A 20,166-nucleotide genomic window follows, 5' to 3' on the forward strand; every position below is an offset into this window, starting at 1 on the left:
GGGTGACACCCCTCCGTCATCGCTACGCAATGACACCTCCCCTTGCAGGGGAGATTGTCTATCAGTGGGCGACGGGCGGCGCGAACTTGGTCAGGTCGATGCCCACGACTGCGCTCTTATATTCGTCCATGCTGGGCGTGCGGCCGAGAATGGACGACAGCACCACAACCGGGGTCGAGGCGAGCAGTGATTCACCCTTTTTCTCTTCCGTATCCTCCACGACGCGGCCCTGGAACAGGCGGGTGGAGGTGGCCATGACGGTGTCGCCCTTGGCGGCCTTTTCCTGATTGCCCATGCACAGGTTGCAGCCCGGACGTTCCAGATAGAGGGTGTTTTCGTAACTGGTGCGGGCTGCGCTCTTGGGCTGGACGTCGTCAAACTCGAACCCGGCATATTTCTTGAGCACGTCCCAATCGCCCTCGGCCTTCAGTTCATCGACGATATTATAGGTGGGCGGAGCGACGACCAGCGGCGCCTTGAACTCGACCTTGCCTTCGCTGGCTTCGATATTCTTGAGCATCTGGGCCAGGATCTTCATGTCGCCCTTATGCACCATGCACGAACCGATGAAGCCCAGATCGACCTTCTTCGTGCCGCCATAATAGGAGACGGGGCGGATCGTGTCGTGGGTGTAGCGCTTCGACACGTCGGCATTGTTGACGTCCGGGTCGGCGATCATCGGTTCGTTGATCAGGTCGAGATCGACCACGACCTCGGCAAAATATTTGGCGTTGGGGTCGGGGGCCAGCGCGGGCTTTACGCCCGAACGGATTTCGGCGATGCGCGCATCCGCCTTGGCAATCAGGCTGTGCAGCGTACCGGCGGCATTTTCCATGCCCTTGTCGATCATGATCTGGATGCGCGACTTGGCGATTTCCAGCGATTCGATCAGCGTTTCGTCCTGCGAGATGCAGATCGACGCCTTGGCCTTCATCTCGGCCGTCCAGTCGGTGAAGGTGAAGGCCTGATCGGCCAGCAGCGTGCCGATATGGACTTCGATGATGCGACCCTGGAACACATTTTCGCCGAACTGGGCGAGCATCTGCGCCTGGGTTGCGTGGACCACGTCGCGGAAGTCCATATAGGGCAGCATCTGGCCCTTGAAGGTGACCTTGACCGACTGCGGGATCGGCATGGTCGCCTCGCCCGTCGCCAGCGCCAGCGCAACCGTGCCGGAGTCCGCGCCGAAGGCCACGCCCTTCGACATGCGGGTATGGCTGTCGCCGCCGATGATGATCGCCCAATCGTCCACGGTGATGTCGTTCAGCACCTTGTGGATCACGTCCGTCATCGCATGATAGCGGCCCTTGGGGTCGCGCGCGGTGATGAGGCCAAAATTGTTCATGAAGGACATGAGCTTGGGGATGTTGGCCTGCGCCTTCTTGTCCCAGACCGACGCGGTGTGGCAACCCGACTGATAGGCGCCATCGACCAGCGGCGAAATGACGGTGGCCGCCATCGCTTCGAGTTCCTGCGCGGTCATAAGGCCGGTCGTGTCCTGCGACCCGACGATGTTCACCGTGACGCGGACGTCCGATCCCGCATGCAGCACCTTGCCCGGCGCGACGCCCACGGCGTTGCGGTTGAAGATTTTTTCAACAGCGGTAAGTCCCTGACCCTCGACCGAGATTTCCTTGTTCGGTGCGAACACCAAAGGCGCTTCGACGCCGAGCGTTTCAGCCGCGAAGGTCTGGAGCTTTTTGCCGAACACGATGGCGTAGCTGCTGCCCGCCTTCATGAATTCCATTTTCTGCGGGGTGAAGGCGGATGCGATATCGACCAGCTCGTTGCCGGCCTCGTCTGTCAGTTTCCGGTTCTTGACGTCGATCTTGAGAACCGTGCCGGTCGCGACCGAGAATTTTTCCTCCAATACCGGATTGCCGTCATTATTGAGGATCGGCTTGCCATCGGGGCCGGTCATCTTGACCCAGTTTTTCAGGTTGATGCCGATGCCGCCGGTCACGTCCACGGTGGTCGCGAAGATGGGCGAGATGCCGTTGGTGCCGCCGACGACCGGGGCATAGTTGACGAAGGGCACATAGGGGCTGGACTGTTTGCCGGTCCACAGCGCCACATTGTTGACGCCCGACATGCGCGAGGAGCCGACGCCCATCGTGCCCTTTTCGGCGATCAGCATGACGCGCTTGTCGGGGTGCTGGGCCTTCAATGCCACGATTTCCTGCTGCGCTTGCGGCGTCATCATGCACAGGCCGTGCAGTTCGCGGTCGGAGCGGGAGTGGGCCTGATTGCCCGGCGACAGAAGGTCGGTCGAGATATCGCCTTCGCCCGCTATGTAGGTGACGACCTTGATCTCATCTTCGACATCGGGGAGCTTGGTGAAGAATTCGGCCTGGGCATAGCTTTCCAGCACGTCCTTGGCGACCGGGTTGCCCGCCAGATAGGCGTCGCGCAGGCGGAACATATCGGCGTCGTAGAGGAAGAATTGGGTCTTGAGGACGTCGCCCGCCTGGACGGCGATCGCGGCGTCATCGCCGAGCGCGATGTCCAGCAGCACGCCGATCGAGGGGCCGCCCTTCATGTGGCTGAGCAGTTCGAGCGCGAAGGCCGGGGTGATTTCCGGGACGGTCACTTCGCCCAGGATGATCTGCTTGAGGAACGCGGCCTTGGCGCCTGCGGCGCTCGTGGTGCCGGGCAGCGTATTGTAAATGAAGAATTTCAATGCATCGGCGCGATGTTCGCTAGCCGTATCCTGAATGATGGCGATGATTTCGCTGAGCAGAACCCCGTCGTCGATCGGCTTGGGCGCAAGTCCCTGAGTCTTGCGGTTGTCGATTTCGGCCAGATAATCCAGGTAAATGCTCATCTCTATCCCAACGTCATAAAGTGCACGGAGTCGACGCGCAGCGCCACTTGCCGACTTTATGCCCGGTCTGGGGAGCTGTTGGCCCCCGGTAGTTGAACCGACGCGAATTGGCAAGTCGCCGCAGCGCAGCAAAAAATGACATTCCGCACGTTGATGGGAACCGGTCAGTGCGCCTGTTGCGCGGCGATCCAGGCGTTGATCTGGCTGTCCAGCACCGTCAGCGGCACGGCCCCCTGCGCCAGTACCGCGTCGTGGAAGGCGCGCAGGTCGAATTTCGGGCCGAGTGCGCTTTCCGCCTTCGCCCGCAGTTCGCGGATTTTGATCTCGCCCAGCTTGTAGCCCAGCGCCTGTCCCGGCCAGCTGATATAGCGGTTGACCTCCGCGTCGATATTGGCGTCCGACAGCGCGCTGTTATCCTTCATGAAGGCAACCGCGCGGGCCTTGTCCCAACCCTTGGCATGGATGCCGGTATCGACGACCAGTCGGCAGGCGCGCCACATTTCGTAGGACAGGCGGCCCATCATCTTTTCAGGCCTGTCGTAGAGACCCATCTCCTCCCCCAGATATTCGGTGTAGAGCGCCCAGCCTTCGACATAGGCGGTAAAGCCCGCCAGATATTTGCGGAACGGGGGCAGGGGGAGTTCCTGTTGCAGCGCGATCTGGCTGTGATGGCCGGGCACCGCTTCATGGGCGGTCAGCGCGGGCAGTTCCCAAAAGGGGCGCTGGTCGAGTTTCGACGTGTTGACGAAATAGGTGCCCGCAATGCCGCTCTCCGGCGATCCGGGCATATAATAGGCGGTCGTCGTCCCTTCGGCTTCGGCGGCGGGGATGGGTTTCAGGCCATAGGGCAGGCGCGGCAGGGTCCCGAAATAGCGGGGCAGCAGGCCGTCGATCGCCTTGGCCTGACGCGCGGCGACTTGCAGCAATTGTTCCGGCGTCTTGGCGTAGTAGCTGGGATCGGTGCGCAGATGCGTGATGAAGGCGGCGCGGCTGGGATAGCCTGCCTTGGCCGCGACTTCATCCATGCGGGCGCGGATGCGGGTGACTTCGGACAGGCCGATGGCGTGGATCTGATCGGGAGTGAGGTCGGTGGTGGTGTGGGCGCGGACCCGGCTGGCATACCAGGCCGCGCCGCCCGGAAGCGTGGAGGCGCTGTCGCTCTTGCGGCAGGCGGGCATATAGTCCTTCACGAACAGGTCGTGCCATTTGCCATATTCAGGCGCGACCACATCGCGGATCAGGGTGGCGGCGCGGGCCTGCATTGCGGTCCAGTCAGCATCGCTGATGTCGCGGGGTCTGGTGCGGGTGAAGGGTTCGTAGAAGCGGGTTTCCTCCGCTTTGCCCGCGACGATGCCGCTGATGGTGGCGGCATATTTGCCAAGGACCGAGCAGGGCTGGACGTAGCCGCCCCTGATTGCCTGCCGCGTGATGGCGAGGGCATCGCCATTTTGCTGCGGGTAGAGCGAGAGGCGCTTCAAATAGCTGTCATAGTCGGCGCGATTGTAGAAGGGCAGGCCATCGGCCATGCTGGCAAAGCCCTGATGCCAGCCATAATAGGTCGTGAACAGCATCAGCCGTTCGGCGGGGTGCGCTTCCCCGGATATATCGTCGCGCAGCATCCACAGAAGCACCGCGCGGTTGGCCCGGTCGGTGGCGTCGAGGCCGGTGTCGGCGATCGCGTCGAGCCGGGCGACGAAGGCCTGCTCCGCCCTGATCTGCGCGGCGCGGCCGGCCAGCGAAATGTCGTAGATGCGGTCGTCATAGTCGCGCACGCCGCGCGCGGTGGCCTCGACCGGATGGACCGATAGCCACCAGCGCCAATGATCGTCCATCACCCCGGTCAGGGCGTCATGGGGCGTTTGCGCCTGCGCCAGAGCGGGGGTGGCGGTGGCGATGAGGGGGGCGAGGAGGAGGGCGATGATCTTGCGCATGGGGCAAGGGATCGCGCGTCCCGGCCCGTTTGGCAAGAAAATCAGGGGGGATCAGGCCGGGGCGACGCCGTCCGCTTCGACGATGCCGTCGCCGGCGTGGAAACCGCGCACCCGCACCCGCTTTTCGACCAGATCGACGGGTACACGCAGCAGCACCAGCCGGTAGCTGCCGCCCAGATCACGCTGGAGCAGGAAACCGGCGGCGTCGCGGATCAGTCGCCCGGTTTCGTCCACCGCTGCGCCAATATCGGTCACGGGGTCAGACCCAGCCTTCCAGCACCTGATTGGGCGGGCGGTGGCCATCGACCCAGCTGCGGATATTGGCGATGACGCGGGCGCCGGTGGCGTCGCGGCCCTCGAAGGTGGCGGACCCCATATGGGGCAGCAGCACGACGTTGGCGAGGGAGAAGAGGCGCGGATCGACCGCCGGTTCGTGGGTATAGACGTCCAGCCCTGCACCCGCGATCCGGCCTTCGTCCAGCGCGGCGATCAGCGCGGCTTCGTCGGTGATTTCGGCGCGCGAGGTGTTGATGAGATAGGCGTCGGGGCGCATCAGCGCGATCCGCCGGGCGTCGATCAAGCCGCGCGTATCGGCGTTGAGCGGGCAGTGGATCGACACGATGTCGCAGGCGGCGAGCAGGCCGTCCACGTCGCCGATCCATTCGGCCTCCAGTTCCTGCTCCACCTCGAACGGCAGGCGGTGGCGGTTGTGATAGGCGATGGTCAGGCCAAAGGCGCGGGCGCGGCGGGCAACAGCACGACCAATACGCCCCATGCCGATAATGCCAAGCTTTTTGCCGCCGATGCGGTGGCCCAGCATCCCTGACGGGCTCCAGCCGCGCCACTCGCCGCTGCGCACCAGCTTCTCGCCCTCGGCCAGGCGGCGGGGGACCGACAGGATCAGCGCCATCGTCATGTCGGCGGTATCTTCGGTCAGGACGCCGGGCGTATTGGTGACGATGATGCCTCTGGCGCGGGCGGCGGTCAGGTCGATATGATCGACGCCACTGCCGAAGCTGGCGATGAGTTGCAGCCGGTCGGGCGCGGCGGCGATCAGCGGGGCGTCGATCTGATCATTGATCGTCGGCACCAGCACGTCGCATTGCGCCATGGCGCGGGCGAGTTCGGTGCGGCTCATCGGCTGATCACCGACATTGAAGCTGGCGTCGAACAGTTCGGCCATGCGCGCCTCCACATTGGGGGGCAGGCGTCGCGTGACGATGACGCGCGGCTTGGCAGGGCGCTGCTTCTTGGCCATGCCAAGGCCGCTATGCTTGGCCGCGCCATCGGTCAAGCGCTTATGGCGGATCGGGCAAGACAGCAGTTGTCGCGGGGGCGACGCAGCGGCTATGGGAAGGCCATGGGTGACATGGGAAACAGGTCTGGCATGAAGCGTATGATGCTGGGCGCGGGCGTGGTGATTGCGCTGGGCGCGGCGGGCGGCGCGGTGATCGCGGCGGGCAAGCCGGTGCCTTACTGGGCCTCGATTTCGCAGCCGGAGGCGCGGATGCGGGTCGGGCCAAGCCTGGATTACCCGTCCAACTGGATCTACCGCCGCCGCGACCTGCCGGTGAAGGTGGTGCAGGTGCTGGGCCTGTGGCGCAAGGTCGAGGACCCGGACGGCGCGCAGGGGTGGATGCATGTCCGGCTGCTGAGCGATACCCCGACCGGGGTGGTGCGCGCCGCCGAAGCGCCGATGCGCGAATCGGCCAGCGATGGCGCGCGGACGCTGTTTCGCGCGCAGAAGGGCGTGGTGGGGCGCCTGTCCGACTGTTCGGGTGGCTGGTGCAGCTTCGATGTGAAGGGCCAGCGGGGCTATGTGAAGGCGCAGGATGTGTGGGGCGCGACGGATAAATAGGATTTGCGGGGCTTAACTTCGCATATTTCCCGGTGATCGTGATATTTTCGTGCGTGCTGGAGATGGGATGTTGCGCGGGGCGGTGGTTGCGGGCGGCGCGAAACTTCGCAAACTTCGCCCATGTCGCGCTTGGGGGATTTGCGCCAAGTTTGCGCGGGTGTGGCGCTGGGGGGCTGGGGTGGACGATGGGAAAGAGCCGGGCGCGAGTGTAGCAGGCGGCGGGGGTGTAGGACAGGTGGTGTTGGGTGTCGGGCCTGGGCGTATGTCTGGCTAGGGTGGATTTGAGACAGTCCGGTTTGGAGGAGATGGTCGGCGATAGCTGACGCTGCGCGGAGAAAAATCGTTCGGTAACAATCGCCCTCTAGCGGACATCAAATGTGGATTGGCTCCGTCACCATATTCTCGAACGCAATGGCGCGGGTGATGCTGATCCGCAGGCGTTCATCTATCCGTTCTATGCCGACGGTATAATCGCCGGGCTCGAAGTCGAGAAACATGCCCCCATGCTGGGGGGCTGGTTCATCTCCTCCGCCCGTCAGCATCTCTCCCGGACCTATGAAGACGCGACCGCTGGGAAAAGACAGCGAATACCTCCGAGCAAAACCGTCCTCATTGACGACGTCCAGATCATAAAATCCGTCACCTCCGAGCCCGACGATCATCAGGTTTCGTCGGTTTATTTCAACTAACTCTTCCGCCGGATCGGCCCACCAATCCACATCGTCATCAAGCCGGTGCTTCAGCGCTCCCAAATCGTAAACGACTATGGTGCTAGTGCTGGTGTAAATGCCGGATTTTGGCTGCAGATTAGCGGAAAATACGTCCTCGGTGTCATCGGGTCTTTCATACCTTTTACCGAACCAGCGCCGCAAAAGACCCATCATGCCCTCCCAGTTTCGCGTAGATGTATCGCACGGCGATCTTCGGAGCTAGGCAAAGCTGCCCTTCCGCTTACTACCAGAGTTGGTCGTTCAGCCTTCGACTTGCCATCTGAATGAGTGGCGGGTTTCAGGGATGCGGATGATATAACGGAGTGACCAAGAATGGTCGTTCATTTCCAATCCTCTTCGTCATGCCGGGCTTGACCCGGCATCCCGCTTTTCTTTGGAAGCGAGAAAAAGGCGGGACCCCGGATCAAGTCCGGGGTGACGAAGGTGGGGTGATGACCTTTCGATGGCCCGCGCCGCCAGCGTCTTTCCCCCTCTTCCAACTTCGCCTAACCTCACTGCGTTCGGTAAGGCTTTGTATCCTTCTCCCCCATGGGGAGAAGGGTGGGGGCTTATGGTTCGTCATCCTGACGAACGTCAGGATCCATTGGCTCTGCGTTTGCGCTCAATCGCCAGCCTTGCGTGAATGGATCCAGGATCAAGTCCGGGATGACGGGGTGGGGATGTCCGGCCTTCTTCTTTTGCCGATGGCCCTCACGCTTCCGGGCGGGTCCAGATCCAGGTGCCGCCGATCAGGGCGGCGGTGATCGGGATCAGATACCAGGGCCAGGGGGAGAGGAAGAGGGCGAGGGTGGCGCTGAAGGTGAAGGCGGCGAGGGCGGCTTTCTTGCCGCGGCGGCTGATTGCGCCGCTTGTCCGCCAGCGGCGGATGTGGGGGCCGAAATGTTGGTGGTCGAGCAACTTTGCCTCCAGCGCCGGGCTGGAGCGGGCGAAGCAGAAGGCGGCGAGGATCATGAAGGGGACGGTGGGGAGCAGCGGCAGGAATGCGCCGATGGCGCCGAGGCCGAGCGACGCGAAACCGGCGATGAGGTAGAGGTGCCGCCGCATGGGGTTCCTGTTCGGGCCGGTGGGGTGGTAGCGATGCTATTGCTTCGCAGGTGCGGGGGTGGATGGCAAGGGTGGAGGGTGCGCGCGCCATTGGCGTTGTGCCCCCCTCTTCCAACTTCGCCTAAGCCGCTGTGCGGCCAAGGCTTCTTATCCTTCTCCCCCGTGGGGAGAAGGGGTTTTAGGCGGCTGGCAGTCTCAGGCGCACGAGGAGGCCGCCGAGATCCTCGCTTTCTTCCAGGGTGACGGTGCCGCCGTAGATTTCGGCGACGTCGCGGACGATGGCGAGGCCGAGGCCGGTGCCGGGTTTGCCGGAATCGAGGCGGACGCCGCGGTCGAAGATGCGGGTGCGCTCTTCGGGGGGGATGCCGGTGCCGTCATCCTCGACGAGTATCTCGACCATGGTGCCAGCGCGGCCGACGGTGGCGAATACGCTGCCGCCGCCATATTTGGCGGCGTTTTCGACGAGGTTGCCGAGCATTTCGTCGAGATCCTGCCGCTCGACCCGGACGGCGGCGTCCTTGTCCCCGTCCATGTCGACGCGGGCGTGGGAATAGAGGCGGGCGACGGCGCGTTCGACGGCGGTGAGGCTGGCCCAGACGTCGGCGCGGCTTTGTGCGGCACCTCGCCTGCCGACGGCGCGGGCGCGGGCGAGGTGATGATCGACCTGCCGCCGCATGGTGGTGGCTTCGCGGATCACGGTTTCGCCAAGGTCGGGCGCTTGCGCGGTGGCGGCGTTCATGATGACGGTCAGCGGGGTCTTGAGCGCATGGGCGAGATTGCCCGCATGGGTGCGCGCTTCCTCTGCCTGGCGTTCATTGTGGGCGAGGAGGGCGTTCAGTTCCTCGACCATGGGCAGGACTTCGGCGGGCATGGGTTCGGTGACGCGGCTTTTGAGACCATCGCGCATACGGATGATTTCCAGCCGTACCTTGCGCAGGGGACGCAGGCCATAAAAGGTCTGGAGCGTCGCCAGCACGAACAGGCCGATTGCGAGCAGGGCGAAGCTTTGCACCAATGTGGTGCGCAGCGTGCGGATCTGGGCGTTCAGCCCCTCGCGCGCCTGACCCACGATGAACATCCAGCGCGTGTTCGATCCGGGCAGAACGACGGTGCGTTCCATGATGCGCAAATCCTCGCCGGGGAATTGCTTGCTGTCATAGACGTGGAGGTGGCGGTCATGATGGTCGGGGGGCACCTTGATCGCGCGGTCCCATAAAGAGCGCGATCGCCAGTCCTCATGCCCCTTCGCGCTGACCTGATAATAGAGGCCGCTATTGGGTTCGAGGAAACGCTGGTCGGCCAGTTCGCGGTTGAAGAGGACTTCGCCGTCCGGCCCGATTTCCGACGCGGCGATCATCGCGGTCAGCACATAATTCATGCCGTCGTCGAAATTGCGGGTGATCGCGTCGCTCAGCACCCGGTCCAGCGCCACGCCGCCGCCGACCAGCAGCACGCTGATCCATAGCGCGGCAATGCCGATCATCCGGCGGCTGATGGAGCCGGTGGAGCGGACGGGGGGAGGGGTGGCGGGATCGGTCATATTTTCAGACTCTTCCCATATCCGTTCGCCCTAAGCTTGTCGAAGGGCCGTCCTTCTTAAGAAAGTGCAGGGCTTCGACAGGCTCAGCCCGAACGGGATAGGGTGAAAGGCTGCTTACCGCCCCGGCTCGTCTAGGCTGTAGCCAAGGCCGCGGATGGTGGTGATGACGTCGGCGCCCAGTTTCTTGCGGATGCGCGTCACGAACACTTCGATCGTGTTGGAATCGCGGTCGAAATCCTGATCGTAAATATGTTCGATCAGTTCGGTGCGGCTGACCACCTTGCCCTTGTGATGGAGCAGGTAGGACAGCAATTTATATTCTTGCGCGGTGAGTTTCACCGGATCGCCGCTGAGCGTCACCTTGCCCGAACGGGTGTCTAGGCGGACGTCGCCCGCCGTCAGTTCGCTCGACGCATTACCCGACGCGCGGCGGATGAGCGCGCGCAGGCGGGCGATAAGTTCTTCGGACTGGAAAGGCTTGGCGAGATAGTCGTCGGCCCCGGCGTCCAGCCCGGCCACCTTGTCCGACCAGCTGTCGCGCGCGGTCAGCACCAGCACGGGGAAGGCGCGGCCTTCCTTGCGCCAGCGGTCCAGCACGGTCAGGCCGTCGATGGTGGGGAGGCCGAGGTCGAGCACGACCGCGTCGTAATTTTCGGTTGAGCCGAGGAAATGCCCGTCCTCACCATCGGTGGCGAGATCGACGGCATAGCCCGCGCCCTCCAGCGTGTTCCTGAGCTGCTGGCCCAGACTCGGTTCATCCTCGACGATCAGCAGGCGCATGGGCGTGTCCGTTTCTATTCTGTGTCAGGCGCGGTCAGCGCGCCCAGCCGATGATATCGCCTGTCCGGCCGTCCGCATCAACCCACATGACCTTGCCATCCTTCACATATTTCAGGCGATAGCGGTTGGACGAGGGATTGAATTCGCTGCCGACATAGCTGGCCCCGTTCATCTGGGAATCGACCCGGCGCTTGATCATGGCGAAGGGCATGACCTGACCGTCGAGCATGGCGCGGCGCGCCGCGTCCTGTTCGTCGCGTCGTCCGCCTGCGTCGGCAACCGGGACCAGCGTAATGGCGGCCCCCATGGCGATGAGTCCGGCGATCAGGCTTTTGCGCGTCATTGTCATGGGCATGGCATAGGTGGAAGGCATTGAACAGGTGGTGAATGAAGCCGCGTTGCAGGCTGGCACGCGGGAACATCCTGCTTTATGCCGCCTTCATATGGCCATGCAAGATGAAGCGTCCGTCGTCGATCCACCTTTATGGCGTGCCGTGCCGCGATGGTGGCGTAGCCATGTGATCCGCGAAATCGACCATGAAAGCGTGGTCGACCGGGTGCGCGAGGATGATGGATGGACGCCGCGCTATGCGTTCATGATCCTGATGTCGGCGGGCATTGCGGTGCTGGGACTGTTGCTGTCATCCCCGGCGGTCGTGATCGGCGCAATGCTGATTTCCCCGCTCATGGGGCCGATTGTGGGTTTGGGCTTCGCGCTGGCCACGACGGATTCGCAGGAAATCAGGCGAACCCTGACGACCCTGGCGGGCGGGGCTGCGGTGGCGATATTGTTTACCGCCTTCATCGTGCTGCTGTCGCCATTGCAGACCGTGACAAGCGAGATCGCGGCACGGACCCGGCCCAATCTGTTCGACCTGATGGTGGCGCTGTTTTCGGCGCTGGCCGGCGCCTATGCGATGATCCGGGGAAAGGCGGGGACGATCGTGGGTGTGGCCATCGCCACCGCGCTGATGCCGCCGCTGGCGACTGTCGGCTTTGGCCTGGCGACGCTCAACGGGACCGTCGCGGGGGGCGCTTTCCTGCTGTTCTTCACCAATTTCGTGACGATCGCCCTGGCGGTGGGGATCATGGCCCGCCTCTATGGTTTCGGGCGGACGCTGTCGCCGCGCCAAAGCTGGGTGCAGACAAGTTTCATCATCGTGATTTTCGTGACGCTGGCCGTGCCGCTGGGGCTGTCGTTGCAAAAGATCGCCTGGGAAGCGCGCGCGTCGCGCGACGCGCGCGACATCATACGCCGGGAATTTCCGGACGATGCCCGGATCAGCCAGATCGACCTGGATTTCGATGCGCAGCCATTGGCCGTCACCGCCAGCGTGCTGACCAGCCGTTATGAAAAAAATGCTTCGGCGCGCGCGTCGCGCATCCTGACGGACGTGCTGGGCCAGCCCGTGGTACTGGACATCGAGCAGATCCGCGTGGGCGAAGGCACGGACACCGAAACCGCGCAATTGCTGGCGACGCAAAATGTGCGGCGGGAGGTGCAGGGGCAGGTCGCGCGGATGACGGAGCATCTGGCGCTGGTCGCGGGCGTCGCCATGGATGCGGTAACGGTGGACACCGGCAACAAGCGCGCCGTGGTGCGCGCAAGGCCGCTGCCGGACGCAGGATTGGCCAGCTATCGCGAACTGGAGCAGCGTGCCGCGGCCATGACGCCGGGCTGGACCATAGAGATCGCGCCGCCCATCCTGCCATTGCCGGTTCTGGCGATCGACGAGGAGGATGTGCCGGGCGACCCCGACCAGCTGGCGCTGGCGCTTTGGGCGGCGCAGCGGGTTGGCATCGCCGTGGACGTGGCGGTGCGCGGGACCGGGCATGACGCGCTGCTCAAGCGCTTTACCGACCGGGGTATCGACGCGCGGATCGTGACGGGGGCCAGCGCGGACCGGGCGGTGCTGCGCTGGCGGGTGGAGGAATAGGACTTAACGTTCCAGTGCGTATTGCACCGTAAGCGTGACCGATGCGCTGACATGGCCGGGTTCGACCGGGGTGGCGGCCGCGGAATCGGCGACGAAGCGGGTGCTTTTCATCATCGGCATGGGCGGCTGGCCGCCGCTGTTGCTTTCGGCGATGGAGAGGAGGCGGGCGGCGCGGTAGCCTGCCGCCTGGGCGTAGAAATCGGCCTGGGCCTTGGCGCTTTTCAGCGCTGCGCCGCGCGCCTGCGCCAGCATCGGTGCGGGATTGTTGATGGCGAAGCTGGGGCCGTTGATGTTGGTTGCGCCCGCTGTGACCATGGCGTCGAGCAGGGTGCCGACCTTCCTGATGTCGCGCAGCTTCACCGACAGCTGGTTCGAGGCTTCATAGCCGATGAAGCGTGGGCCGGCGGGTTCGCCTTCCCGGTTGTTATAGTCATATTGCGCCGACAGGTTGATGCCGCTGGTCTGGATATCCTTCTTGGCGATCCCGGCTTTGGCGAGCGCGGCGATCAGTCTCTCGGTCTTGACGGCATTGTCCTGCATCGCGGCCTGCGCGGTCGGGGCGCGGGTCTGGACGCCGGTGCCGACGGTGGCGATGTCGGGCGAGCCCTCGACGCTTTCGGTGACGTTCAGGGTCACGACCGGCGCGGTTTCGGCGATGGTCACGCTGGTCTGGGCGATGGCGGCCATCGGCAGCGACGAAGCGGCGAGCGCCATGAGGGCGAGGGCGGATTTCATGAAGGGAATTCTCCGGTTGGGATGCCGCCAATTTGTGACGGCTGCGATGAACGGACGCTGACATGCGTTGAAAGCCGTCAGACAGGTTGTGGTTCCATTCCTCCCCGGCACGGGGAGGGGGACCGCCGCCGAAGGTGGTGGTGGAGGGGGTGCGCGCCCGAACACCCCCTCCGACGCGCTACGCGCGCCACCTCCCCGTGCCGGGGAGGATATACTTGCCCCATCGTGATCTTACGACTAGCTGCACGCGCATGGCAGCACCTCTTCTTTCGTTTGAAAATCTCGGCCTCTCGCAGGGCAGTCACTGGCTGTTTCGCGGGATGGATATTCATGTCGGCGCGCGCGACCGGCTGGCGCTGATCGGGCGCAATGGCGTGGGCAAGACGACCTTGCTCAAGCTGCTGGGCGGGCAGATCGAAGCGGATGAAGGCACAAGGTCGGTGCAGCCGGGCGCGCGGATCATCACGCTGGAGCAGGATCCGGACGTCAGTGCGTTCGCGACGCTGCACGATTTCGCGCTGGCGGGCGAATTTGCGCCAGCGCCCCATGAGGTGGAGGCGATTGCCGACCAGTTGGGCATCGACCTGTCGCGCGAGGCAAAAACAGCCAGTGGTGGCGAGCGGCGGCGGGCGGCGATTGCGCGGGCGCTGGCGAGTGAGCCGGACCTGCTGTTGCTGGACGAGCCGACCAACCATCTGGACATTGCCGCGATCGACTGGCTGGAGAATTGGCTGGCGCGCTACAATGGCGGCTTCATCGTCATCAGCCATGACCGGGCGTTCCTGACCCGGCTGACGCGCCAGACTTTGTGGCTGGACCGGGGACAGATGCGGCGCAACGAGATCGGCTTTGGCGGGTTCGAGCAATGGATGGAAGCGGTCTATGCCGAAGAGGCGCGGGCGGCGGAGAAGCTGGACGCGAAGCTGAAGATCGAGGCGCACTGGCTGGAGCGCGGCGTTACCGCGCGGCGCAAGCGCAATCAGGGGCGGCTCGCCAAGCTGTGGGAAATGCGCGAGACGCGCGCGGCGATGAACGGGCCGCAGGGTGTCGCGAAGATCGCGGTGGCCAGCGACGACAGCAAGACCAAGAGCGTCATCAAGGTCGAACATGCGACCAAGATGTTCGGGGACCGGACGATCATCGACAATCTGTCGCTGCGCGTCCAGCGCGGCGACCGGATCGGCATTGTCGGCGGCAATGGCGCGGGCAAGACGACCTTGCTCAAGCTGCTGACCGGCGAGTTGCAGCCCGATAGCGGCACGGTGAGCCAGGCCAAAACGCTGGACATGATCTTCATCGACCAGCAGCGCAGCCTGATGCAGGGCGACAAGACGGTGCGCGAAGTGCTGGCCGAGGGCGGCGACTGGATCGACGTGCAGGGGGTGCGCAAGCATGTCCATGGTTACCTCAAGGATTTTCTGTTCGACCCGTCGCTGGCCGAGGCGAAGGTGGCGACCTTGTCGGGCGGTGAGCGGTCGCGGCTGTTGTTCGCGCGGGAATTTGCGCGCGAATCCAACCTGCTGGTGCTGGACGAGCCGACCAACGACCTCGACCTGGAAACGCTCGACCTGTTGCAGGAAGTGATTGCCGATTATGACGGCACGGTGCTGATCGTCAGCCATGACCGCGATTTTCTGGACCGGACGGTGACGGTCACGCTGGGGCTGGACGGTAGTGGTGTGGTCGATGTGATCGTGGGCGGCTATGCCGACTGGATCGCCAAGCGTGACCCGCGCAAGGCGGCAAAGACGGAGAAGAAGGCGGTCGCCGCGCCGCCGCCGCCAAAGCCCGTGTCGGCGAAGCTCAGCTATAAGGACCAGCGCGATCTGGAACTGCTGCCCAAGCGGGTCGAGGAACTGGAAGCGGCGATTGCGCGCGATGAGGAAGCGCTGGCGGACCCGGCGCTTTATACGCGGGATCGCAAGCGGTTTGATGCTTTGACCGGCGCGATCGAGAAGGCGCGGGCGGAGAAAGAAGCGGCGGAAATGCGCTGGCTGGAACTGGCGGAGAAGGCGGAAGGGTTGGCGCGGTAGGTTCCGTTCGTGATTTTGGAAGCCAAGTGGCCGTGGCGAGATTGAAGGAACGGCCGAAGGGCAGAGCGGTCCTGACACAGCGTGCGGCTTTGAAGCTTGCGGTAGCGCCCATGGGTATTGTCCCGATAGCGGCGTAGTTCGCATGATATGGTTACAGGTGCATTGGTGCGGACGGGACGCTCGCGGTTTGTTAGCCAGCAGGCGCGGTCCGGTGACCTACCAACTTCCAAGTCATCCTGGTCCTCATATGAACTTACATATCAGCGAAGCTATGAAGGCAGATGCTCGTCAAGCGCTGATAGAGCCATGCTCCAGCAAACATATCGATCTGCTGTGACGCTATATGATGCGAAGCTGGCCGATATTGCCTCCACCTCGTCCAAATCGGCGCAATAGAGTTATGGCTGCCGCCTACGGTCAAGATCATAAATATATGAAATTATTATGTATATTTCCATTCTATGGTACGCATTTCCATGGGTTGATGACAGGCAATGAAAAGATTAGCGTCCACCTTGAAGCCATGTGCAGCGTCGATGGGTCAACTATGTAATACATAGAAAATCGATGATATATTTCAGGAGCGAATAACAATGCCACAGTCTGGTGACGTATTGAGTAACGTTCTAATTGGAAATGATGGCTGGTTGTTTTTATTTTCTGGTGATCAAGATGAATTTGATTATCTGACTGGCGCAAAAATTCCGAGCGATGAAAGCATCAATAATCTGGCTGAAAATATAAAATCACGATCGAGTTTTTTGAGTGCCAGAAATATTCCGTATCTTCATGTAATTTTTCCTTCCAAAGCGTTGGTTTATGATGAAAAACTAGATGAAAATATGAGGAATAATATAGATAGCATATATATGACCCATTATCATCCAAGAGTGGATGATGAATTTCGCAGTAATATAATGTATCCGGTGGAATTTTATAGGGATATCAAAGAGAAGAGTGATCCGTTTAAAAAGCTCGATACGCATATATCTTATGACGGTGCAAAATTCATTGTCGATGAAATTCTGAAGAAATTTGGGCTGGATTCTGATTTTGCGGGGGCTGCTCCTTATGAAACTTTAGACATTACCGGTGATCTTGCCACCATGCTGGGCATCAGCGATCTGTGGCCTGAGAAGATTGCAACGAGAACCGCGCTCAGCTTTGATAATCTGCATGCTCTACCAGGGAATACCAATAATATAGAAATTTCATGTAATAAATTTGCAAAATTCGATAAAAGATTATTGCTTGTAGGCGATAGCTTCATCAAAGAAACTTTGCCGATTTTTTCTTATCTATTTTCAGATGTCATATATGTAAGAAGTCCGAACTTTCAGAATGATATATTCAATATGTTCAGTCCTGACTTCGTCGTGACGTCTGGTGTTGAACGATATCTATCTTATGTTCCGTCGGACAGGGATGGATATAGCGTCCTCATGACAAAATATGGCGATGCAAATTATCCTGTGTCGCCCCCTTTCGCGGAAGCTCTTCGAGCGCAGCTGTCATGGAAAGATTTTCCGAAGGTTTATAAAGACTGGATTGTAAGATGTCCGGGTATCAACGTGTATTTTGATGGCATAGGACATGGTCGGTGCAATGATCAGTTGGCTGCGGAAAATCGCACTTTATTCTGGTCGCATGGTAGCGATCCGCAGATAGAATTCGCTCTGGACTATGCCGATAATATTGGGTTTATGGACGTGGAGATCACGTCTTCTGCGGAAACGGATGCGCAGGTATTTTTCTCTTTTGGCGAAGAGGGAGAAGCGAAATTCACAGAAGAACGATCCATTCGATATCGCTTGTCTCCCGGCTTCAACCGCGTCGAATTTGAGTTGCCTGACAGACCAGTCACCAGCCTGAGATTGGACCCTGTGGAGATTTCCGGGGAGCTTAATATATTTTCCGTCACCCTACGCCCCCGGCTTCAGGGGCAAGCTGTCGCAAGAGCAAAACTGACGCGCTGCTGATCCCAATGTGTGCACTGCGCTTGCTTGTGCAGGGGCATGGCTGGTGGAAAGCGCGCCTTTGCGCGAAACGAGCGGCTGGATGGCTTAGGTCAGAAAAGGGAAATAAATGGACACCGCAATCGACCAGCCGCACCATGCCGTTCATTATGTGAACCGGGTCGGCTGGCTGCGCGCGACGGTGCTGGGGGCCAATGACGGGATCGTGTCCACCGCCAGCCTGATGACCGGGATCGCGGCATCAGGGGCGGATGGGCAGACGATATTGCTGACCGGGATCGCGGCGCTGGTGGCGGGCGCGATGTCGATGGCGGCGGGGGAATATGTTTCCGTCAGCGCGCAGTCGGACACGGAACGCGCCGATCTGGCCAAGGAGCGTCATGCACTGGCCGCGCAGCCGGACGAGGAATGGGCCGAATTGCGCGACATCTATGTCGAACGCGGCCTGACATCCGATCTGGCGGGGCAGGTGGCGCGACAGTTGATGGCCGCCGATGCGCTGGGTGCGCATGCGCGCGACGAACTGGGCATTTCCGATATGGCAACGGCGCGGCCGGTGCAGGCGGCGCTGGCGTCGGCGGCGAGCTTTGCCGCGGGCGCTGCGCCGCCGGTGCTGGTCGCGGCCATCGTGCCTGCGCAAAGCGCGATCATCGCGATCGTTGGCCTGTGCCTGCTCTGTCTGGCGCTGCTGGGCTATGTCGGCGCACGGCTGGGCGGGGCGCGGGTGATCCGGTCGATCAGCCGAACCTTGTTCTGGGGCGCTTTGGCGATGGCGGTGACGGCAGGCGCGGGCCATCTGTTCGGCGCGGCGATATAGTGGCAGGGTTTACGCAACGTGATTCAAGGAGACGATAATATGACCGATATTCAGCAAATTCCGCTCAAGACGATCAAGGGCGCGGACACGAGCCTGGCCGATTATGCGGGCAAGGTCGTTCTGGCAGTCAATGTCGCGTCCAAATGCGGCCTGACCCCGCAATATGAAGGGCTGGAAAAGCTGTTCGCCGATTATAAGGACAAGGGGCTGGTGGTCGCGGGCTTCCCGGCCAATGATTTCGGTGCGCAGGAACCGGGAACGAATGACGAGATCGCGACCTTCTGCACCACCAATTTCGGCGTCGATTTTCCCATGTTCGAGAAGATCGTCGTCACCGGGCCGGACAAGCATCCGCTCTATGCCGCGCTGACCAGCGCCGTGCCGGAAGCACAGGGCGAGGGCGATGCGTTCCGCGAGAAGCTCAAAGGCTATGGCATGACCCCCAATCCGGCGCCGGAAGTGCTTTGGAATTTCGAGAAGTTCCTGATTGCCAAGGATGGCAGCGTGGCAGCGCGCTTTGCGCCGACGACCGCCCCTGACGACGCGGCGCTGGTAGCCGCGATCGAGGCGGAACTGGCCAAGTGAGGGTGCGGGCAGGTCTGATCGCGGGCGTGATGCTGATGGCGGGGGTGCCCGCCGGGGCGGCGCTGTCGCCCGCCGAACGCACGATCACCACCAGCGTCGAGGCGGGCTATGAACCCGCGATCGGCCTGCTCGAAAGGCTCGTGAACCAGAATAGCGGTTCGATGAATTTTGCGGGCGTGAAGGCGGTGGCCGACATGCTGCGCCCGCAGTTCGAGGCGCTGGGCTTTGTCGTGACATGGCAGCCGATGGATGCGGCCAAGCGGGCCGGGCATCTGATCGCGGTGCATAAGGGGAAGGCTGGAGCCACGAAGATGCTGCTGATCGGGCATCTGGATACGGTGTTCGAGCCGGATTCGCCGTTCCAGACATTCGAGCGCAAGGGTGATCTGGCGCGCGGGCCGGGCGTGGCCGATGACAAGGGCGGCGTGGTGACGATGCTGCTGGCATTGAAAGCCATGCAGGCGGCGGGGACGCTGAAAGGCGCCAATATCGAGATAGTGCTGACCGGGGACGAGGAGGATTCGGGCGATCCGATCGGCATCGCGCGGGCCGACCTGATCGCCGCTGGCAAGCGCGCCGATGTGGCGCTGGATTTTGAGGGGCTGAGCCAGGAGGATGGCAAGGATATGGGGTCGATCGCCCGGCGATCCTCCAATAGCTGGACGCTGACCGCGACCGGCAAGTCGGGGCATAGTTCAGGCATTTTCTCCGCCAGTGCGGGCGATGGCGCGGTCTATGAACTGGCGCGGATCATCGTGGCGTTTCGCAAGGAGCTGCCCGAACCGAACCTGACCTTCAATGTCGGGCTGATCGGCGGCGGGCAGAGCGCGGACCTGGACAAGGATGGCGTGCGGATCGCGGTGACGGGCAAGACCAATATCATCCCGCCGGTTGCGGTGGCGAAGGGCGATTTCCGCACGCTGAGCGAGGATCAGACGGCACGGGTGCGAGCCAAGATGCAGGCGATCGTTGGCGCGGGGCATCTGCCCGGTACGTCGGCAAGTATCGCGTTCGACATGGGCTATCCGTCGATGGCGCCGACAGCGGGCAATCGCGCGCTGCTGGCGAAGCTGAACGGGATCAATGCCGATCTGGGGCTGGCGGCGATGCCGGAGCTTGATCCGTTGAAGCGCGGGGCGGGCGATATCAGCTTCGTCGCGCAGGATGTGGACGGGCTGGTGGGGCTGGGCGTGACGTCGAGCGGCGACCATAGCCCGGCGGAACAGGCCGACCTGTCGAGCATGAAACGCCAGGCCAAGCGCGCGGCGATATTGATGAGCCGGCTGGCGGGAGAGAAGGGGCGGAAATAGGGGGTGCGTGCTCCGCTGCTTGGGATAGTAGAGGAGCGTGTTCCCGCGCAGGCGGGAACCCAGTC

The 20,166-nt window shown here is 62.3% G+C and carries 17 protein-coding genes; 7 read left to right on the top strand and 10 right to left on the bottom strand.

Annotated features, from left to right (window positions below):
* Window positions 1-61: 61 nt before the first annotated feature.
* The 4 genes from EBBID32_RS07035 to EBBID32_RS07050 form a co-directional block, all read right to left on the bottom strand.
* Complete coding sequence (locus EBBID32_RS07035) at window positions 62-2,824, bottom strand: bifunctional aconitate hydratase 2/2-methylisocitrate dehydratase (protein WP_006953127.1); 2,763 nt, start codon at window positions 2,822-2,824, stop codon at window positions 62-64.
* Between the two features lie 164 nt (window positions 2,825-2,988).
* Entirely contained in the window at window positions 2,989-4,755 is a 1,767-nt protein-coding gene (locus EBBID32_RS07040) for a DUF885 domain-containing protein (protein ID WP_006953129.1), read from the bottom strand.
* Between the two features lie 51 nt (window positions 4,756-4,806).
* Window positions 4,807-5,010, bottom strand: coding sequence for a DUF5818 domain-containing protein (locus EBBID32_RS07045; protein WP_006953131.1), 204 nt, complete (start codon window positions 5,008-5,010; stop codon window positions 4,807-4,809).
* 4 nt (window positions 5,011-5,014) lie between these two features.
* Window positions 5,015-6,013 (bottom strand): 2-hydroxyacid dehydrogenase, encoded by a 999-nt coding sequence (locus tag EBBID32_RS07050; protein WP_037489431.1) that lies wholly within the window; start codon window positions 6,011-6,013, stop codon window positions 5,015-5,017.
* 138 nt (window positions 6,014-6,151) lie between these two features.
* Between EBBID32_RS07050 and EBBID32_RS07055 the strand changes: the two genes are divergently transcribed.
* Window positions 6,152-6,613 (top strand): SH3 domain-containing protein, encoded by a 462-nt coding sequence (locus EBBID32_RS07055; protein ID WP_006953134.1) that lies wholly within the window; start codon window positions 6,152-6,154, stop codon window positions 6,611-6,613.
* A gap of 371 nt (window positions 6,614-6,984) precedes the next feature.
* On the opposite strand, the gene EBBID32_RS07060 is transcribed toward EBBID32_RS07055, so the two are convergent.
* From EBBID32_RS07060 to EBBID32_RS07080, 5 genes are all read right to left on the bottom strand, one after another.
* Entirely contained in the window at window positions 6,985-7,497 is a 513-nt protein-coding gene (locus EBBID32_RS07060; protein WP_051093297.1) for a DUF6386 family protein, read from the bottom strand.
* Window positions 7,498-8,034: 537 nt separating this feature from the next.
* Window positions 8,035-8,388: a YbaN family protein gene (locus tag EBBID32_RS07065; RefSeq protein WP_006953137.1), complete on the bottom strand. Its 354-nt coding sequence runs from the start codon at window positions 8,386-8,388 to the stop codon at window positions 8,035-8,037.
* Between the two features lie 178 nt (window positions 8,389-8,566).
* On the bottom strand, window positions 8,567-9,871 hold the full coding sequence (locus EBBID32_RS07070; protein WP_037489438.1) for a sensor histidine kinase: 1,305 nt from the start codon (window positions 9,869-9,871) through the stop codon (window positions 8,567-8,569).
* 171 nt (window positions 9,872-10,042) lie between these two features.
* Complete coding sequence (locus tag EBBID32_RS07075) at window positions 10,043-10,708, bottom strand: response regulator transcription factor (RefSeq protein ID WP_006953141.1); 666 nt, start codon at window positions 10,706-10,708, stop codon at window positions 10,043-10,045.
* A gap of 34 nt (window positions 10,709-10,742) precedes the next feature.
* A complete protein-coding gene (locus EBBID32_RS07080) occupies window positions 10,743-11,081 on the bottom strand; it encodes a hypothetical protein (protein ID WP_037489441.1) in 339 nt (112 codons plus the stop codon).
* A gap of 70 nt (window positions 11,082-11,151) precedes the next feature.
* Here EBBID32_RS07080 and EBBID32_RS07085 point away from each other — a divergent pair, with 70 nt between their 5' ends.
* The gene (locus EBBID32_RS07085) at window positions 11,152-12,645 is read left to right on the top strand and encodes a DUF389 domain-containing protein (RefSeq protein WP_037489421.1); all 1,494 of its coding nucleotides are present in this window, start codon (window positions 11,152-11,154) and stop codon (window positions 12,643-12,645) included.
* 3 nt (window positions 12,646-12,648) lie between these two features.
* Here the strand turns inward: EBBID32_RS07085 and EBBID32_RS07090 are convergent, their stop codons facing one another.
* Window positions 12,649-13,380, bottom strand: a complete 732-nt coding sequence (locus EBBID32_RS07090; RefSeq protein ID WP_006953145.1) for an SIMPL domain-containing protein — start codon at window positions 13,378-13,380, stop codon at window positions 12,649-12,651.
* A gap of 251 nt (window positions 13,381-13,631) precedes the next feature.
* Here EBBID32_RS07090 and EBBID32_RS07095 point away from each other — a divergent pair, with 251 nt between their 5' ends.
* The 5 genes from EBBID32_RS07095 to EBBID32_RS07115 all read left to right on the top strand — a co-directional run bounded on the left by EBBID32_RS07095 (window position 13,632) and on the right by EBBID32_RS07115 (window position 20,101).
* Window positions 13,632-15,413: an ABC-F family ATP-binding cassette domain-containing protein gene (locus EBBID32_RS07095; RefSeq protein ID WP_006953147.1), complete on the top strand. Its 1,782-nt coding sequence runs from the start codon at window positions 13,632-13,634 to the stop codon at window positions 15,411-15,413.
* A 593-nt stretch (window positions 15,414-16,006) separates the two neighbouring features.
* Complete coding sequence (locus tag EBBID32_RS07100; protein WP_006953148.1) at window positions 16,007-17,392, top strand: alginate O-acetyltransferase AlgX-related protein; 1,386 nt, start codon at window positions 16,007-16,009, stop codon at window positions 17,390-17,392.
* A gap of 106 nt (window positions 17,393-17,498) precedes the next feature.
* Window positions 17,499-18,206: a VIT1/CCC1 transporter family protein gene (locus EBBID32_RS07105; protein ID WP_006953149.1), complete on the top strand. Its 708-nt coding sequence runs from the start codon at window positions 17,499-17,501 to the stop codon at window positions 18,204-18,206.
* Between the two features lie 39 nt (window positions 18,207-18,245).
* Window positions 18,246-18,791 carry a glutathione peroxidase gene (locus EBBID32_RS07110; protein ID WP_006953150.1) on the top strand — a complete coding sequence of 182 codons (546 nt, stop codon included), beginning with the start codon at window positions 18,246-18,248 and terminating at the stop codon, window positions 18,789-18,791.
* Window positions 18,792-18,820: 29 nt separating this feature from the next.
* The gene (locus EBBID32_RS07115; protein WP_051093298.1) at window positions 18,821-20,101 is read left to right on the top strand and encodes a M20/M25/M40 family metallo-hydrolase; all 1,281 of its coding nucleotides are present in this window, start codon (window positions 18,821-18,823) and stop codon (window positions 20,099-20,101) included.
* Window positions 20,102-20,166: the final 65 nt, after the last annotated feature.

This window comes from Sphingobium indicum BiD32, assembly GCF_000382885.1.
Lineage (GTDB): Bacteria > Pseudomonadota > Alphaproteobacteria > Sphingomonadales > Sphingomonadaceae > Sphingobium > Sphingobium japonicum_C.

Excerpts from the sequence above, each read along its gene's own strand:
- EBBID32_RS07035 (WP_006953127.1), bottom strand. The coding sequence starts at position 2,824 with ATGAGCATTTACCTGGATTATCTGGCCGAAATCGACAACCGCAAGACT.
- EBBID32_RS07040 (WP_006953129.1), bottom strand. The coding sequence starts at position 4,755 with ATGCGCAAGATCATCGCCCTCCTCCTCGCCCCCCTCATCGCCACCGCC.
- EBBID32_RS07050 (WP_037489431.1), bottom strand. The coding sequence starts at position 6,013 with ATGGCCAAGAAGCAGCGCCCTGCCAAGCCGCGCGTCATCGTCACGCGA.
- EBBID32_RS07055 (WP_006953134.1), top strand. The coding sequence starts at position 6,152 with ATGATGCTGGGCGCGGGCGTGGTGATTGCGCTGGGCGCGGCGGGCGGC.
- EBBID32_RS07060 (WP_051093297.1), bottom strand. The coding sequence starts at position 7,497 with ATGATGGGTCTTTTGCGGCGCTGGTTCGGTAAAAGGTATGAAAGACCC.
- EBBID32_RS07065 (WP_006953137.1), bottom strand. The coding sequence starts at position 8,388 with ATGCGGCGGCACCTCTACCTCATCGCCGGTTTCGCGTCGCTCGGCCTC.
- EBBID32_RS07070 (WP_037489438.1), bottom strand. The coding sequence starts at position 9,871 with ATGATCGGCATTGCCGCGCTATGGATCAGCGTGCTGCTGGTCGGCGGC.
- EBBID32_RS07075 (WP_006953141.1), bottom strand. The coding sequence starts at position 10,708 with ATGCGCCTGCTGATCGTCGAGGATGAACCGAGTCTGGGCCAGCAGCTC.
- EBBID32_RS07080 (WP_037489441.1), bottom strand. The coding sequence starts at position 11,081 with ATGCCTTCCACCTATGCCATGCCCATGACAATGACGCGCAAAAGCCTG.
- EBBID32_RS07085 (WP_037489421.1), top strand. The coding sequence starts at position 11,152 with ATGGCCATGCAAGATGAAGCGTCCGTCGTCGATCCACCTTTATGGCGT.
- EBBID32_RS07090 (WP_006953145.1), bottom strand. The coding sequence starts at position 13,380 with ATGAAATCCGCCCTCGCCCTCATGGCGCTCGCCGCTTCGTCGCTGCCG.
- EBBID32_RS07095 (WP_006953147.1), top strand. The coding sequence starts at position 13,632 with ATGGCAGCACCTCTTCTTTCGTTTGAAAATCTCGGCCTCTCGCAGGGC.
- EBBID32_RS07100 (WP_006953148.1), top strand. The coding sequence starts at position 16,007 with ATGCCACAGTCTGGTGACGTATTGAGTAACGTTCTAATTGGAAATGAT.
- EBBID32_RS07105 (WP_006953149.1), top strand. The coding sequence starts at position 17,499 with ATGGACACCGCAATCGACCAGCCGCACCATGCCGTTCATTATGTGAAC.
- EBBID32_RS07110 (WP_006953150.1), top strand. The coding sequence starts at position 18,246 with ATGACCGATATTCAGCAAATTCCGCTCAAGACGATCAAGGGCGCGGAC.
- EBBID32_RS07115 (WP_051093298.1), top strand. The coding sequence starts at position 18,821 with ATGCTGATGGCGGGGGTGCCCGCCGGGGCGGCGCTGTCGCCCGCCGAA.